We start from the raw sequence: 15877 nt of genomic DNA on the forward strand, positions 1-15877 counted from the left end.
CGCAGCAAGGTGAGAAACACCGGAAGGCGCACGCCCCAAGGGCGCGCGCCTTCCAGGCTCTCGTGCTGCGGACGCTACTCGGCGACGTCCAGGTGAATCACGCCGTAGTTGTATGCCTTACGCCGGTAGACCACCGAGGGCCGGCCAGTCACCGCATCCTGATACAGGAAGAAATCGTGCCCGACGAGTTCCATCTCGTCGAGGGCCTGAGCGAGGGTGAGAGGCGTTGCAGTAAAAACTTTCTCCCGCACCACGAGCGGTCCGTCCCCCGTCACGACCATGCCAGCGATCTCGTGCGTGGGCACGGCTTCTTCTTCGGGCGCCTCCGCTTCAAGAGTAGGCAGTTCCGCCAAGCTAGAGCGCAGCCCGCGGTGGGTCTTGCGACGATCAGCTGCCTTGCGCAGCTGTGTCTTGAGACGATCGAGCGCCGTCTCGAAGGCGAGCATCTTGTCGGAGGAACGTCCTTCGGCCCTCACCACGGGCCCACGGCTCCTGAGGGTGATTTGCACCACCATCGCATCCTCCGGGTCCTTGGTGGCCTCTCGGGCGAGGAACTCGACCTCGGCTCGGATGACCCGGTCCCTCAAACGCTCAACGCTTGCCAGTCGCTCGGCAATCGTTTCACGCGTTTCAGGGTTGATGGTGCAGTGACGTCCAGTGACAACGATGTCCATGGCTCCTCCTAGCTAGAAAGCACAGAACCGCAGTGATCAGCTGGCTGCTGAAGTTCCGCGGCTCTCCATGACTCAACGTTACCGCTTCGAGACAAACCTTCGCAGCCACCTGTCGCTTTTCATTCGTCCGCATTCGCAATAACGGCTGCGGCAAGCACAGTTGCCTTCACCTTCCTCAGAGCGCGCTCAGCTTCGATGAGCGTGGCTCCGGTGGTGACGATATCGTCTACCAAAATGACCGGCCCCCGAGGCAATTTCGCTCGCATTGAGCCCGCCACATTCACCCTCCTCGCGGCCCGGCCCAGTCCTTGCTGGTCCAAGCCCGCCGGAGCGCGGGTCAGCGCCGGCTGCATCCGCAGGCCAGTTAGCCGCGCGGCTTTGCCCGCCAGCCTCGCCGCGTGATCCAGCCCACGGCGCCTGACCGCGGCTTTCAGCGAAGGCACCGGAACGAGCACGGCATGCGGTGGTGGCGCCAGAGACGCGACCGCCCGCGCCAGGAGCCCGCTTAGAACCGATTCCAGATGCAGCGCCCCGTCATCCTTGTAGGAAGGGATGGTGCGTGCCAGGATCGGCCGGTAGTTGGCGGCCGCCGCAACGGTGAGGTGCGCACGCCGCACCAGTTGCGGGGTTTGATCCAGCTGGACTAAGCACTGCGGGCACAGCCCCCAGTAGGCCCGATTGCAGCCGGGACATGTTGCTCCGAGCAGCAGATCGGCACAGGCATCAACAATTCGCATGCCCCATTCACGGACCTCAATACCAGAAACCTGCACTTCTCCACAGTCAACCGGCGTAGGTGATCGACGACGCCTCTATTTCGGTGGAAACCCATCGGTTTGGCGGGACGTGCTTCAACACCGTCCCGTTGCGCAACCGGGCAGCAACCGGCCCTCCGCCCGCCCGCGGTAACGCGGTCACGCTCCCGACATGCTCCGTAAACCGGCCCAGCTCCCGCACCTCAGTGCCGTCTGCACGCAGTGAAAACACAGCCTGGGTGTCCCCCACCTGTCCCAGCACCACCAGTGTGGAATCTGAGGTCCAGCGAACATCGCGAAGTTGGGTCACCTCTTCGCCGCTAGGCAGATAGACCGGCATGCGCTGCCATCCCCGCAGCTCGCCCGCGTTCAGAGTCGCCATCACAAGGCCCGCGTCATCCCCGGTGGGCAAAACCGCAACCCATCCTCCGGCTTGGTTGATGGAAAAGCTGCGGATGCGCTGATCTTCCGGATATTCCATCCGTAACAACTCCAATTCCCGCTCTTGGGAAACTCGGAACAGCCGCGTATGGCCTCGGGCGTCCTCACCCAGGCCGTACAGCTTACCCCCGGCCCACTGCGTCTCCCGCAAACCCGTCAGTTCGGGGCTTACCGGATCCAGCTGCTGGTCTCGCTCGCCCAGCACCATCGTCGAGCGCCCCGCGTTCACCACGCAAATCTTCCGCTGGTCGATGGAAACCGCGACCTCCGCGGCTGAACTGTTCAATCCCATCGGCCGGAACTCATCCGCCTCACTGATGTACCCGACCACGCCTTCGCGCACGGCCAGCAGTTCCCCCGCAGGAACGTGGGACAGCACCTGGTAGCTGTGCAGGGTATCCAGCGTCAACACTCCGCTAGCGTTCTGGCCGGGCAGGTGAAAGGGCCAACCGTCGCTGTGCACGCGCAGCCCGGTGACTCTCGGCACCGCCGCCATGCTCCACAGGAGTTGGGCCCCCAACAGGCGGCGCTGTTCCATCGCCATCCCGATGTCCAGCCCGGCGAAATCGACCGTAACCGTGCCCAGTTCGTCGATGCTCGCTCCCTCCCTCGCCAGCCGTACCGTGGCGGGCATTGGGTCATAAACGATCGGTTTCAACCGCGGGCTCGGCCCCTGAAACAGTCTGCGAACAACACTTTCCGGAGTGCGTCTGGTTTCCGGCACTACCCGGAAGTCCGGCACCAAGTTCTGCCCAGCGCTGTCCGCGAAGTAGATGGTGATGGGTGCGTAGTAGCGCTCGAACAGGTATTGGGTGATCAAGACCTGCTCAGGCGGGTTGCTGATTCGCCATTGACCAGCTTCCTCGACGACGCCAAAGTTATGCTCCAGGCGGTCCGTTGCGGGTTGAAAGTGCCCCTGCCTGTTCACCCGCCCAACCACTTGCCCGTTGGCCGTTATCCCATCTTCACTCTCGACCAGGTTGCCTGCGTATACGGTTAGTTCCTCGGTGGGGCTCCACCTGTTGGCCGCATCCGCCGTCAGGTAAGTCTGCGCCACTGAGAAGTCCGAATCCGGATCGGCGATAGCCAGCAAGAAGCCTTCGACGATCCGCGCCTGCGAGTCATCGGGTTGCGGGGGTTGTGGGGCGATTTCGATTCCCGGTTGATCCGCAGGCACCGAGATCTCCTCGACCGGGCCTTCCGTGGCGATGGTGGTGCAGCCCACCAGAAACAGCACAAGACACAGCAGGCGCTTCACGCCCCACTCCTCTCAATCGGAGCAACGGGAAGAGGTGAAACCAGAACCTTGTTTTCCGGCCCTCGGGGAAGCGTCAGCCGGAACTGCGCGCCCTTCCACGGGCGGCCCCATGCTGTCAGAGTGCCGCGGTGCAGCTTGGTATCCTCCATCGCGATCGACAGTCCGAGCCCGGTGCCACCCACCACCCGGGTGCGTGACGGGTCAGCCCGCCAGAAGCGGTCGAACAATCGCGCTGCAAGTGACGGTTCGAATCCCACTCCGTAGTCCCGCACTACGACGGCAACCGTGGCTTCGTCGGCGGCCACCGTGATGTCCACCGGATGCCCGGCCCCGTGGTCGATCGCGTTGCTCAGCAGGTTGCGCAGCACACGGCGGATGCGCCTGCCGTCCAGTTCCGCATGCGTGTCCTTGGAGCGGATCTCCAACCGCAGCTCGACTCCCTGTCTGGATGCCAGCGGGCGGTGGGCCGCAACCTCGTCGGTGACCAACTCGGCGAAGTCGATGTCGTCGTAGTTGGCCACGGCAGCGCCCGCGTCGAAGCGCGAGATCTCCAGCAAATCGCTCAACAGCACCTCGAACCGATCGATTTCACTGGCCAGCAACTCGATTGATCGGCGTGCGACGGGGTCGGCCTCATCGCGACTCTCGAAGAGCATCTCGGAGGCCATCCTTATCGTGGTCAGGGGGGTGCGCAGCTCATGTGAAACATCAGAAACGAAGCGCCGCTGTACCGCGGAGAGGCTCTCCAGCTGACTGATCCTCGACTGAAGCTCGCCAGCCATCTTGTTCATCGAATCAGCAAGGGTGGCCACCTCGTCAGCCCCCTTGACGGGGAGGCGCTCATCCAGGTCGCCGCTCGCCAGCCTGAGCGCGGTAGCACTCGCCCTGCGCATGGGTTCGACAGCCTGCCAGCCGGCCAGATAGACGATCAGGGTGAGGCCTGCAGCCAGCAGCACAAAGGTGATTATGACCGCGTAGCAGATGAAGTCGAGCACTTGCTGCTCCGAGCTCATCGGAAACAGATAGTAAATGGGGACCCGCTCGCCGCCCACTGTGGTTAATGTCGTGCCTATCGCCAACCCGGGTTCCTCAGATGGGACCGGTGAGACCACCCGGATAAGCGTCGGGGTGATAAACAACCCCTCCCGCTCAGCGATCCTGTCCTGCAGCACTCTGGGGACGGATTCGGAGGCCATACCCGCCGAAACCAGCGTTGATGTCGGTGCCTGGATCACCAGCCGAAACTGGCTGGTTTGAGCACCGGTCTCATCCGCGAGACGGTCCAGCGCCTCGCTGACCGCCAGCGAGCGTAGTTCCGCGCCTCTGAGCCGCTGCTGCATGAACGAGTGTGCGCCGAGCGCCTCGTTGACCGCTGATTGCCGCTTAGCCTCGACGATGCTGCTCGCCGCCAACCGCATAAGGATGACGCCAGTCAGACCAAGCAACAGCAGACTGGCGGCGATGGTGGTGGCCAACACACGCAGCCGCAGCGACGAGTGCCAACGCTTTCGCATGGCTAACGCGTCTCACCAGCCCGATAGCCGACGCCACGGACAGTTATCACAATCTCTGGCCGTTCAGGATCCTTCTCGATCTTGGCTCGTAGCCTCTGGACGTGCACGTTGACCAGACGCGTGTCGGCCGAGTTCTGATATCCCCACACCGCTTCCAACAGTTCTTCTCGTCGCATCACCTGGTTCGGGCGTTTCGCCAAAGCCAGCAGCAACTCGAACTCCAGTGGAGTAAGGTTCAGCGATTGATTACCACGCTTGACCGAGTGGGCGGAAACCGAGATGGTAAGGTCCCCGATCCGGTAAACATCCTTCCCCTCATCAGCTACCCTTCTCAGCCGGGTACGAATCCGGGCAATTAATTCCTTCTTCTTGAAGGGCTTCGCCACATAGTCGTCGGCCCCTGCCTCCAGCCCCGCAACCACGTCAACGGTGTCAGACTTCGCCGTCAACATGATGATTGGTACGCCCGACTGTTGACGAAGTTGCCGACACACCGATACCCCGTCTACACCAGGCAACATGAGATCCAGCAAGACCAGATCAGGTTTGCTGACGGAGAACTCCCTGAGCGCAGCATCCCCGCTACCCGCGCACACGGTGTCGAAGCCCTCATGCCGCAGCACCAACTGCAGCATCTCCGCAAGCGCTGCATCATCGTCGACGATCAGGATCTTTCTGGCTTCAGGCACCTCGACCTCCTAACGCCCTACATCCTAACTGTCGGAGGAAGCCTTCGGGACCAGATCGTTAGCATCACGCTCCAACCAGCGCGCTCCTAGCGCTGCTTGCCACCCCTGCCAAAGACCTGAAAGTGCCGCCGACGTTCGCTTCCAAACCTCGCCACTCACCACCGGCCCGGTAGGCGGTCAACTCGGCCGCGCACTGCTGCAAAGCAGCGGCCACCTCTGCGGTTCGCCGTGCCACTGCGAAGGTGGCCGGCGTCGCCGCGATGGGTCGCATCGCGGAAACATGGCAGGTACCCCGAGCCTTCTCCATCTTAGCCAGGATCGCCGAGTCCATTACGGTCAGGATCTGCAGGGCTCGCTGGATCGCGTTGCCCAACTGTTCTGGCAATCCGCTACTGGCCGCGCAACTGTCGATCAGCTTTCGGGTACGAGCATCCCAGCCTTCTTTGCTCGCCCCTGACCAGCTGTTGCCCCGCCCTCTGGCGTACTGACTCTCGGAATCGTTCTGCAACGACTTGCAGGTAGCCCCGGCTGCCTGCCAAGCCTCTCCTGCGCTACGCAGCTGTGCCGCATCCTGTTCAGCGGTGGAAAACCAGTCGAGTACCGCTTGGATAGCAGCCAAGCTACCCGCGGCCGCTGCGGCCGCCTGATGCACTCGCCGGGCCAGCCCGGAACAGGTTGCCGGAGAAACCAGCTCTTGCCCGGTGCTGTCGGCGAGCATGGAGATGCGGTTGATTTCGATCAGATCACTGGCACTCGCCTGCGCGACAAGCCCAACGCATTCCTGCAACAGTTGCTGAGACTTCTTGCCAAGCGTCACTTTCCAACTCCTTCTGAAATGGATGCACCAAGGTCTTCTTGCCGGTCGTAGGCGGCGGCGCTCGCCCTGAGCCTCAAGGCCACATCCGAGGCGAAATCCCCCCGAGCGGCGACCCCACTCATGATTTCCCGGGCCGCGGTCGTGTACGGGGCGATCAGGCCCGTCAAGACACTGAACATGCTCCCTGGATCCGGCATATTCGAGTAGCTGCCTGCCAAGGCGCCATGCTCTTCCCCGATGGAGCGCCAACCGTCGGCCTCGCTGCGCAGTTCGGATGTGTTGACAGTGTAGCCGCTGTAGTCGCCCCCGCTGACGGCTGCTGCTCCCGCTGCTGCTGCCGCCAACGCCCCGGCGGCAGCAGCAGCTGCTGCCCCACCAGCCACCACCTGCTCGAAGCGGGTGACGCCGTAACGAGCATTGATCTCCGCAGCCTTGGCCGCAGCATCCCGAGCTGCCCGCTCGGCCGCGTCGGAGGTCGAACCTCGGAAGCGGTCCGGCGAGGATCCCCCCCGGTCGTTTGCGGCTGCAGAACGTCCCGGTGCGGAATTGAACCGCCCCGAATAGGACGCCCCTGCCCCAGGGGCGGCCGGCCGAGCCGGCGCGACCGCTCCACCGGAACCCGCAGCGCCTGGAGAGCTGGGGGGAAGCGGCGCTCCCCACTGGCTGCCTGAGCCACCCACCTCGGAGCCTCTGGAGCCGGAGTCCGAGTCGCCGACCCTGTCGTGGTCGCTTCTTCTCGGCTGCGGAGGCGGCGGCGCTACGGTGATGCCACCGCCGGGCCCTTGGTTGCCGGGACCGCCGATCTCCATGCCTGGGCGAACCGATTCCCCACCCATCGCGTACATGCTTGGCGGTCGATAGTACGGGTTGGCATGCATTCGACCATCAGGGCCAAGGATGTACTCGTCGGTGACGTTGATCCCCTCTTCCTCGAATCGCTGGTTGAGTTCCGAAGAACTGAGCGTCCGCATGTCTGCGCCAGCAGCCATCACCCCCGTCGACATGGGGGCGAAGAACGCGCCGCTGGATTTCTGGGCTTGGAGCATGGCGATCGTGTTCGCGCTCACCGGGCCGCCCAGACCGCCGAATGCTCCCGGGACCGGAACGCCCATGCCCCCCATGGCACCGCCCATCGATCCTTGACCCACGCCGACGGGCAGGCCAATCTGCGGTCCCATGCTGGAGCCGCCCATCCCAGTTGTGGCAGCGCCAAAGCCGCCGGCCCCGGCTGTCGCACCGGCCCCGATACCCAGGGAAGTTAGTGGCATACCACCCTGTGTTTCACCGCGATCAGAGCCACGGGTGCCCGAGCGACTCACCCCAGCCCGCTTATCGCGGTCATCCTCGGGTGCGGGCACATCGTCGAGACCTTGGTTGATCCCCCACGGGTCGTCCTCATTCTCGGGCGAGGGCTGCCCAGCGACCAGTTGATCGTCGGTGAAGTGCACCTCCTCGCGCGTGGTGGCCGCGGAGGCCACAGCGGCTCCGCCGAGGCCAGCCATGCCTGCGGCCGGGACCATCCCGGCGGTCGTGGGTACTCCTCCGCCGACCACCGGCGTGGCACGCCCCAACTTTCGGTCCTTCTCGGCCCGCCTCGCCAGCTTCTTGTAGTTCAGGCTCGGTTCCAGTTCGTCTGGGTCGTGATCAACGAACACGTTTGGCTTGCGGTTGTCACTCATGCGATCCCTTCCGTCATCAGCGATTGAGCGGTTGCCTGTAGGAACTCAAGCTCGGCCACGAGCTCCTCCCGTTCGCCCGGCACATAGGTGGGCGGAACGAAGTGGTCATATGCGATCTTGTGCGCTTGTTGAACGCTATCCGTGATCTCGGCGTCCGTGGCGTTGAGCAGCCAACGCCGGTCAAACTCGATTCGTTCGGCGATACCAGCCGGACTCAGCCAGACGGCGACGCCACGAACGGTGGCTCCCTGAGGCTCTCCTCTGAAATCCCCCCAGCGAACGTTCTCCGGAGCTCGGGCATCAAGCTCATCAATTCGGTCCAGCACGGCAGAGATGCGCTCCTGGACGTCGTCGATGGTGCCACGAAACTCCTCGCTGTGCCTGGGAACATAGCTCTCCGGGAGTTTCGGCATCACATCGCAGGTGATATAAGCCACGAAGTACGCTTCCAAGAAAGCGTCTGAAAGCGAACGCCCGCTCAGCCGGTCTCGCCACCGCTGCGACAGCTTCACCTTGTGCACCGCTCCAGAGTCTCTCTCGACCCAGATACGCACAACATGGCGGGAATCGGTGAAGCCGTGAGAAAGCCGCCACAGGCCACCAGCCTCAGCAAACTCGTCCTGCTCCTCCATACCGGGAGGAGCGAGAAGCTCATCTTCGTACACCTTCGAATAGGCCCTTTCTTCCTTCTGGGGCTCCCGGCTAGTCAACCACGTTCCAGGGTCAACTTTGGGATAAACGGGGCGATTTTCAGTTGAGTGTCGGATTGGCCGACCATGTAGACCATCTGCCGACGGTTCCGCCAACGCGACGCAGCGTTCTACGCCAAAGGTCGTCGGGCGTGCCGAAAACCTCTTCAGCGCGGGCTTTCGCCCGGAACCACCCGCCCCCCAGCAGCTCACTCGCCAGCTGACCGGGGGCCCACCCGGAAAGGCTCATGAACAGTCTCACCTGGGCGAACGCACCGCGCATCAACTCCTCGGGAGCATCCATGTCGATCATTCCAACATCGTCGAAAACAGTTCGGAAACCAGGCGGGTTGAAGTGGGGATGGGCCAGCTGGCCGAGTAGCACCGCTGATCCCTCCATCACTGGGCCTCCTTCAAACAACACTCCCGGCGGGGCAAGCAGCCCTTCCCACTGCTTGACCTGCCAAGGCAACTCCCGATCCGTAGGCTTGTTAAGCACCACTCCGATGGTGGACTCCGGGCAGTGGTCCAGCAACAGCACGACAGTCCGCTCGAAGTAGCCGCTGCCGCCGGGCTGAGCCGCTATCACGAGCTGCCCTGTTGCCAACGGTCCGAGCCTCATCATGCTTCAACCCTACCCGCACCCACCGCATGCATAGCGCAACCACACCGCCCGGGCGAACTGCGTTCGGGATACGCTGACGCTGGAAGGTGGATCATGGACTCTAACCCATATCAAGTGGACTACGACTGGCTGTGGTCGCGGCCACCCGGCAACGACGGCACCCCAGCGACGCTCCTGCTGCACCTGGACGGGAAGACAGCGGAGATCGCCAGATTGAGCGCCGCCCGCTGGCTCTCCACCCTCGCCCGGGACTCGGCGGGTATCCGTGGCTCCGGGGGGTGGCGCGCCGACCTGTACGGGCTGGCCGCTAACCGCGTGACTCTTGCGCTGACTTCCGGAGGGGAGGATGTTGCCGACGGGATTTCCGACGCCGCGGACAACGCCTTCGCCCAGCTGGGCGCTATCCCCGGGCTCACTCTGATCTGGGAGCAGCTTCCCAGGAAGCGAGGGTCGGAGGGGATCGCGTTCGCGCCGGTTCCCGAGTCAGCCTTGGTGGTGCGCCCCCGTTAGCGAACGGCTCAGGGAGCTTCCGCCCAGGACCTACTGTGCAGACTGTGCTGAGTTGCTGTCGGGTACGAGATCGCCAGCCACCGATGGCCCTCCCCTCAGGAAGGAACAACCATGCCGAGCAACAAGATGACCAGTGACTTCTCCGGCAAGCCGAAGACCGATTCCTTCTACCAGGCTATTGATGAGTACGTCATGAGCCTGGGTGAAGTCGAGAGAGAGTTCCGTTCGCAGGTCAGCTATGCCGTCAACCGGAAGTTCCTCTGGATGTGGGCCTACGAGAAGACCGCGGACGGCACGCTGTATTTCAATGTGGCCTTGGACCGCCGGGAGGACGACAAGAACATCCACAAGGTCACTCAGGTCAGCCCCAATCGATGGAACCATCACGTTGAGGTCAAGTCGCTGCAGATGGCGAAGAGCCGGTGGCTGCGTGCCTTGATCGGCAAGGGTTTCGAGTTCTCCACCCAGTGATCTCCGGGGAGAGCCAGGCCACGATCCACCAGGAGTACACGTCGACGATGAGTGCGGCATAGACCCACCCGGCCTCGCCGATCAGCTTGTTGGCAAGATTGTGCAGGGTCGCGTTGTGGTGGTCGCCAATTTTGCGACGAGCATCGTGTGCCCAATGCGCCGTTCACAGGTTTTCTCATCAGTCGCCTTCGGCATGACTGCATCCCCTCGAATTCAAGCAGATGCAGCATCAAACTTGAAGGCTTCACGAGTTCGCCCGGCTCGTGACCGCCGAGACCGACGAACTCGGCCGTACCACCAACCGCCACATCGACATGCTCCTCGGCCCCTAGACCAACCCCAACGCCCTCACCTGGGCCCAAAACAACAGCAAGGCCCGAACCGAAACCATCGACGATGGCAAGGTTCGAGCCTTGTGCACGGGGTGGAGGCGGCGGGAATCGAACCCGCGTCCTTAAGCGGCGAAGCCAGTCTTCTCCGGGCGCAGCTCATGAAGACGTGTTCTTGGCCCTGGCGCTCGCATGAGCGCGTCACCAACAGGCCCAGTATCAGTAGCGTCCTGCCCAACCCCTGATACACAGGTCAAGCAGCAAGCCCTCTAGACGAGGCCAGGCACCGGACCGAAGGCATGTCCGGGCTGACCCTTCGATCGCTGATCAGGCAGCGAGAGCGAAGTCAGTGCGATTGTTCTTGGCACTTATTTGTTCCCATGCGCGTTAACGAGATAAGCATGGTTCCTCGGCCCGCTTCTCTTGCGACTACCGTCCCAAGTCGAAACCGATCACCCCCTGTTGAGTTGTGCTCACCAGTGTAGCAAACTCAGTGCCGGTACCGGTTGCGCTGGGCGAGGGCCCGCCGGGCCTCCCTGTCCAGCTCCCGCTCCTTGATCGCGCGACGCTTGTCCCAGTCCTTCTTACCCGTCGCCAGCGCGATCTGCGCCTTCGCGTAGCCGTCCTTGAAGTAGAGGGCCAGCGGAACGATCGTCGTGCCGGGAGACTCGATGGCCCGAGCCAACTTCGCGATCTCCTTTTTGTTGAGCAGCAACTTGCGGGTGCGGCGCGCGGAGTGGCTGCCCCGCCAAGAGCCGAACTCGTATTCCGGAATGTTGGCGTTGATCAGCCAGGCCTCCCCGCCGTCGATCGTCGCGTAGGCATCGGCTATGGTCGCCCGCCCCTTCCGCAGCGTCTTGACCTCGGTCCCGGTCAGCACAAGACCGGCTTCAAACGTCTCTCCGATCTCGTAATCGTGACGGGCCTTCTTGTTCTGCGCGATCATCGTCCGGCCGGTTTCCTTGGGCATTGCTCCAGTATGGCAGATGCTCGAAACAGCGAGGAAAGCGAGAGGGGGCGACCCTGGCCGCCCCCTACCCGTAGGATCCTCGATCAGAACCAGCGTCTCATCGGGTCGACGACGCCGCCGTTCTCCCAGACCATCAGGTGGAGATGGCAACCCGTCGAGTAGCCCGTTGACCCCACGTAGCCGATCACCTGGCCACGCTCAACGTGTTCGCCCTTGTCGACCGTGTAGTGCGTCGCGTGGTTGTATCCGGTTGTGATGAACTTGCCCTGGATCCGCCCGTGGTCGATCATCAACCTGTTCCCGTAACCACGGTTGAAGTACTTCTCCGCCACCACGCCGTCTGCGGCCGCGCGGATCGGGGTTCCGCAGGAAGCGCCGAAGTCCGTGCCGTCGTGCAGCTTGACGATCCCGGTGACCGGGTGCCTGCGCATGCCGAACGGCGAGGTCAGCCTGCCGTTGACAGGGCGCAACAGGGCGGAACTGGGAGCCGGTGCGGCAACGGGAGCCGCCGGTTTTGCTGGCGCGGGAGCCTTGGCGTGTTCAGGGTTTGTCTTGGCTCGCTCGGCTTTGCTCCGTTTCTCTGCCTCTGCTGCCTTGCGCGCGGCCTCCTCCTCGGCGGCCTTCTTGGCCGCAGCCTCTCGAGCCTTGCGCTCCTCTTCTCGCTTGCGGTTTCGCTCCTGAATCTGCTGGTCGAGCTCATCCGCCCGGGCCATCCGGGACTTGATCCGCTCAGCCACCGCGGCCTGCTCGTCCTCCATCGCTCGGGCGTTGGCTTCCTCGTCGGCCAGGGCATCGGCCGCGAGCTTCGCTGCTTGGTCCTTCTCGCTCACCAAAGCGGACACCTCTCGGCGCAGAGAGTCAGCCTTACGCGTGGCCGCTTGCCGCTTCTTGAGCTGTTCCTCGGCCGCGCTCTTTGCCGTCCGTGCTGCGTCCTCCGCTTCGGTGGCGGCACGCTCGGCTTCCTCCATCCGGAAGCGAAGCCGCTCGGCTTCGTCGAGTTCCTGAGCGGACAGATCGAACAGCGTGGCCCCCATCTGGGCCGTGTAGTTGAGTTCGGCCGCGTCCGTCTCGGTGAGCAGCAGTGCGAAGTTCATCAGCGGCCCGTTCTGCTGCGTGATCAGGCTGACTTCCTGATCGATCCTGCGCGACAAGTCGTTGTAGGCCTGCACCGCCTTGTTGAGTTCCTCTCGAGCGACGCGCAGCTCATCCTCGGCCTGCGAGAGCTCTCGCGCCCGCTGGTCGTCGAGTTCGCGCGCCTCACGCTCCTGGCGTTCTGCCGAACGCAGGTTCTCCTCGGCTCGGGACAGCTTCTCCTGCGCCTTCTTCAGGGCGTCCACAGCCTGTATGTTGCGCTGGTTCGCCTCGGCAACCTCCTGCCGCTGCTGCGCTACCTGGTCTTGCAGTTCCTTCTGCTGGTCGTCCAACTGCCCTAGTTCTTGATCCACCCGCTTGCGCTCATCATCGAGATCATCAGCGGTGGCCAGGGGGGCCGTCGCGATGACGGCCCCCGCCAAGAGAGCGGCCAGCGTGGAGCGGATGCCGGCGACCATGCGCCGGAGGGGAAGTTCTCTGCTCACGCTGCTTCCTTTCCTCAGATTTGTACGTACTTTCGCGTAGCTATGAGGGTTGGCACGATGGCTAGTGTCACCCCTACTGCTGCCAGGATCAGCATTGCACCAAGAACCTCGGACCACCCAATCCAGGCTAAAGCTGTGATTAAGGGTTGGACTGTCTGAGCGATGATGAAGTAGTAGCCCAAGGCCAGCACCGAACAAGCAATCAGGATGCCGATGACGCCGGCAACCAAGGACTCCAACAAGAAGGGCAGGAGGATGTAGAGGTTCGATGCTCCCACCAGCCGCATGATCCCGATCTCCCGCCGTCGGGTGAAAGCCGCCACGCGAATCGTGTTACCGATTTGCAGCGCCGCCGCCAGCAACAGAAAGACGGACAGCGCGATGGTGGCCCACTGGACGGCGGAGACAGTCGTGAACAGCGGCTTCAGTAGGCTTTCCAGGTCCTGCACGCTGTTGACGCCTTGCAGTCCTTTGGCCTCGCTGACGACGCCCTGATAATTCTCCGGGTTGACGAGTTTGATGCGGAACGAGTCCTGCATCTGCTCCTCCGTGCGCGACGCCAGAAGTGGCGAGTCGGCGTAAATCTTCTTGAACTGCTCGTACGCCTCTGCCTTAGATTCGTACATCACCTCGGCCACTTCCGGGTTCGCTTCCAGCGTCTTGCGAATGTTGTCCCGCTGGGCGTCGGTAACCCCCTGATCGGGTTCGCAGTTACCGCCCTTAGTGAAATCGGTGCAGAGGAAAACCGAGACCTCAATCTTGTCGTACCAGTTTCCGCGGACTTTCTTCACCTGAGCGTCGGTGAGCAGACCGACTCCGAACAGCGTCAGCGAGACTCCGACGGTCACGATAACCGCAATCGTCATCGCAAAATTGCGCCGCAGACCGGACCAAGTCTCACGAAGAGTGTGCCTCATATGCTGTTCTCCTATGCGTTTCCGTAGATGCCCTTGGACTGGTCGCGAACGAGTTCGCCGTCGCGCAGCTCAAGCACTCGTCGGCGCATCTGGTCGACGATAGAGGCATCATGGGTGGCCATGAGCACGGTGGTTTCCGTGCGGTTGATTCGGTCCAGCAGTTTCATGATCCCGACGCTGGTCTCCGGGTCGAGATTGCCCGTGGGTTCGTCGGCGATGAGGATCTTCGGCCGGTTGACGAAAGCCCGCGCGATGGCTACCCGCTGCTGCTCACCACCAGAAAGCTCCTCCCCCGCACGGTCCGCCTTGCCCGCGAGGCCCACCAGTTCGAGCGTCTCCGGGACGATGCGGGCGATGTGCCTGCTGGACTTGCCGATCACCTGGAGCGCGAACGCGACATTCTCGTACACGGTCTTGCCCGGCAACAGGCGGAAGTCCTGAAACACCATGCCCATCTGGCGGCGCAACTGCGGCACCTTCCACTGGTTCATCGTCGTCAGGTTCTTTCCCGCCACGTACAGGTTGCCAGAGGTCGGCTTGAGTTCCCGGAGGATCAGGCGCAGGAAGGTCGACTTGCCGGAACCTGACTGGCCCACCAGGAAGACGAACTCGCCTTTGTCAATCTCCAAGTTGATGTTCTTCAGCGCAGCCACGGGCTGGTCTGGATAGAACTTGGTGACGTTCTCGAACTTGATCACGCACAATCTCCGACCACTAGGAAAAACTGAGAGAATCTCAGCTTAGTCGACCTGAGTCTATGCGCCCAGACCAAGCTATGGCCAATGACACGCCGTCAGGCGCCGGTTTCGCTCTTCTTGCGCCAGCGAATGCCCGCGTCGATGAAGTCGTCAATCTCCCCGTCGAAAACGGCAGCCGGGTTGCCGACCTCGTGCTCGGTGCGCAGATCCTTGACCATCTGGTACGGGTTCATAACGTAGGACCGCATCTGAGCGCCCCACGAGTTGCCGCCGTCGCCCTTCAAGGCATTCATCTCGGCTTCGCGCTCCTGCCGAGCGCGCTCCAGCAGACGCGATTGCAACACGCGAAGCGCCGCCGCCTTGTTCTGGATCTGCGACTTCTCGTTCTGGCAGCTGACCACCAATCCCGTCGGCAGGTGCGTGATGCGCACCGCGGAGTCCGTCGTGTTCACCGACTGCCCGCCCGGCCCGGATGAGCGGAAGACATCCACCCGAATGTCTGACTCCGGGATGTCGATGTGGTCAGTTTCCTCAGTGACCGGCAACACCTCCACTCCCGCGAAGGAGGTCTGACGGCGGCCCTGATTGTCGAAGGGCGAGATCCGCACCAACCGGTGCGTACCCTGCTCAACGGACAGGGTCCCGTAGGCGAAGGGAGCCTTCACCGCAAAGGTGGCGGACTTGAGCCCAGCCTCCTCGGCGTAGGAGGTGTCGTAGATCTCGACCGCGTAGCCGTGCCGGTCCGCCCAGCGCAGGTACATGCGCATCAGCATCTCGGCGAAATCAGCCGCGTCCACGCCCCCAGCTTCGGCCCGGATGGTCACCAGCGCGTCACGCGGGTCGTATTCCCCGGAGAGCAGGGTGCGCACCTCCAGCGCCTCGATCTCCTTAGCCAGCCGGCCCAGCTCCACCCGAACCTCTTCCGCGGTATCCACGTCAGCCTCTTCCGCCGCCAGTTCGAGCATGACGCCGGCATCGTCCAGCCGCCCGCGCAACCCTTCCAACCGCTCCAGCTCGGAGTTCTTGGCGGACAGCATCGAAGTGACCCGCTGGGCGTTTTCCTGGTTCTCCCACAGGTCGGGGGCAACTGCCTCCTCCTGAAGAACTGCGATCTCCTCCCTCAGTTTCGGTAGATCGGCCACAGCCTCGATCGACTCCAACGAGTGAGCGAGTTCCTGAATACGCGAGACGAGATCTTCGTGTGCCACGGTCAGCCATTCTACCCGCCAACCGCCAGATTGCATTTCCATCCACTAGCCTTGAA

General features: G+C 62.9%; 16 protein-coding genes and 1 other RNA gene. 2 read left to right on the forward strand and 15 right to left on the reverse strand.

The features are described from left to right. Positions 1 to 74 precede the first annotated feature (74 nt). From hpf to EII42_RS02240, 9 genes are all read right to left on the reverse strand, one after another. Positions 75 to 674 (reverse strand): ribosome hibernation-promoting factor, HPF/YfiA family, encoded by a 600-nt coding sequence (hpf, locus tag EII42_RS02200; RefSeq protein WP_125170482.1) that lies wholly within the window; start codon positions 672 to 674, stop codon positions 75 to 77. Between the two features lie 119 nt (positions 675 to 793). After that, positions 794 to 1411, reverse strand: a complete 618-nt coding sequence (locus EII42_RS02205; RefSeq protein WP_125170483.1) for a ComF family protein — start codon at positions 1409 to 1411, stop codon at positions 794 to 796. 46 nt (positions 1412 to 1457) lie between these two features. Beyond that, on the reverse strand, positions 1458 to 3128 hold the full coding sequence (locus tag EII42_RS02210; RefSeq protein ID WP_125170484.1) for a GerMN domain-containing protein: 1671 nt from the start codon (positions 3126 to 3128) through the stop codon (positions 1458 to 1460). Further along, positions 3125 to 4642 carry an MtrAB system histidine kinase MtrB gene (gene mtrB / locus EII42_RS02215; protein WP_125170485.1) on the reverse strand — a complete coding sequence of 506 codons (1518 nt, stop codon included), beginning with the start codon at positions 4640 to 4642 and terminating at the stop codon, positions 3125 to 3127. The genes EII42_RS02210 and mtrB overlap by 4 nt, the downstream gene beginning before the upstream one ends. A gap of 2 nt (positions 4643 to 4644) precedes the next feature. Then, positions 4645 to 5331: an MtrAB system response regulator MtrA gene (gene mtrA, locus EII42_RS02220; protein WP_255416230.1), complete on the reverse strand. Its 687-nt coding sequence runs from the start codon at positions 5329 to 5331 to the stop codon at positions 4645 to 4647. A 64-nt stretch (positions 5332 to 5395) separates the two neighbouring features. Next, positions 5396 to 6148 (reverse strand): hypothetical protein, encoded by a 753-nt coding sequence (locus tag EII42_RS02225; protein WP_125170486.1) that lies wholly within the window; start codon positions 6146 to 6148, stop codon positions 5396 to 5398. Continuing rightward, complete coding sequence (locus tag EII42_RS02230; RefSeq protein WP_125170487.1) at positions 6145 to 7827, reverse strand: hypothetical protein; 1683 nt, start codon at positions 7825 to 7827, stop codon at positions 6145 to 6147. Before EII42_RS02230 ends, EII42_RS02225 begins: the two co-directional genes overlap by 4 nt. Next, the gene (locus tag EII42_RS02235; RefSeq protein ID WP_125170488.1) at positions 7824 to 8492 is read right to left on the reverse strand and encodes a hypothetical protein; all 669 of its coding nucleotides are present in this window, start codon (positions 8490 to 8492) and stop codon (positions 7824 to 7826) included. The genes EII42_RS02230 and EII42_RS02235 overlap by 4 nt, the downstream gene beginning before the upstream one ends. Before the next feature lie 85 nt (positions 8493 to 8577). Next, positions 8578 to 9141: a YqgE/AlgH family protein gene (locus tag EII42_RS02240; RefSeq protein WP_125170489.1), complete on the reverse strand. Its 564-nt coding sequence runs from the start codon at positions 9139 to 9141 to the stop codon at positions 8578 to 8580. Between the two features lie 93 nt (positions 9142 to 9234). Between EII42_RS02240 and EII42_RS02245 the strand changes: the two genes are divergently transcribed. Together EII42_RS02245 and EII42_RS02250 are read left to right on the forward strand one after the other, a co-directional pair. Next, positions 9235 to 9651: a hypothetical protein gene (locus EII42_RS02245; RefSeq protein WP_125170490.1), complete on the forward strand. Its 417-nt coding sequence runs from the start codon at positions 9235 to 9237 to the stop codon at positions 9649 to 9651. Positions 9652 to 9762: 111 nt separating this feature from the next. Then, positions 9763 to 10122 (forward strand): DUF5655 domain-containing protein, encoded by a 360-nt coding sequence (locus EII42_RS02250; RefSeq protein WP_125170491.1) that lies wholly within the window; start codon positions 9763 to 9765, stop codon positions 10120 to 10122. A gap of 422 nt (positions 10123 to 10544) precedes the next feature. Here EII42_RS02250 and ssrA read toward each other — a convergent pair. The 6 genes from ssrA to prfB form a co-directional block, all read right to left on the reverse strand. Then, positions 10545 to 10911, reverse strand: a transfer-messenger RNA (tmRNA) gene (ssrA, locus tag EII42_RS02255). Positions 10912 to 10941: 30 nt separating this feature from the next. Then, positions 10942 to 11421, reverse strand: coding sequence for an SsrA-binding protein SmpB (gene smpB / locus EII42_RS02260; RefSeq protein ID WP_125170492.1), 480 nt, complete (start codon positions 11419 to 11421; stop codon positions 10942 to 10944). 83 nt (positions 11422 to 11504) lie between these two features. Then, positions 11505 to 12998: a M23 family metallopeptidase gene (locus EII42_RS02265; protein WP_125170493.1), complete on the reverse strand. Its 1494-nt coding sequence runs from the start codon at positions 12996 to 12998 to the stop codon at positions 11505 to 11507. A 14-nt stretch (positions 12999 to 13012) separates the two neighbouring features. Next, positions 13013 to 13915 (reverse strand): permease-like cell division protein FtsX, encoded by a 903-nt coding sequence (ftsX, locus tag EII42_RS02270; protein WP_233558243.1) that lies wholly within the window; start codon positions 13913 to 13915, stop codon positions 13013 to 13015. An 11-nt stretch (positions 13916 to 13926) separates the two neighbouring features. Then, positions 13927 to 14613, reverse strand: a complete 687-nt coding sequence (gene ftsE / locus EII42_RS02275) for a cell division ATP-binding protein FtsE (RefSeq protein ID WP_125170495.1) — start codon at positions 14611 to 14613, stop codon at positions 13927 to 13929. Between the two features lie 95 nt (positions 14614 to 14708). Next, on the reverse strand, positions 14709 to 15857 hold the full coding sequence (gene prfB, locus EII42_RS02280) for a peptide chain release factor 2 (protein WP_125170629.1): 1149 nt from the start codon (positions 15855 to 15857) through the stop codon (positions 14709 to 14711). Positions 15858 to 15877: the final 20 nt, after the last annotated feature.

This window comes from Tessaracoccus sp. OH4464_COT-324, from assembly GCF_003932855.1.
In the GTDB taxonomy this organism is placed as follows: Bacteria; Actinomycetota; Actinomycetes; order Propionibacteriales; family Propionibacteriaceae; genus Arachnia.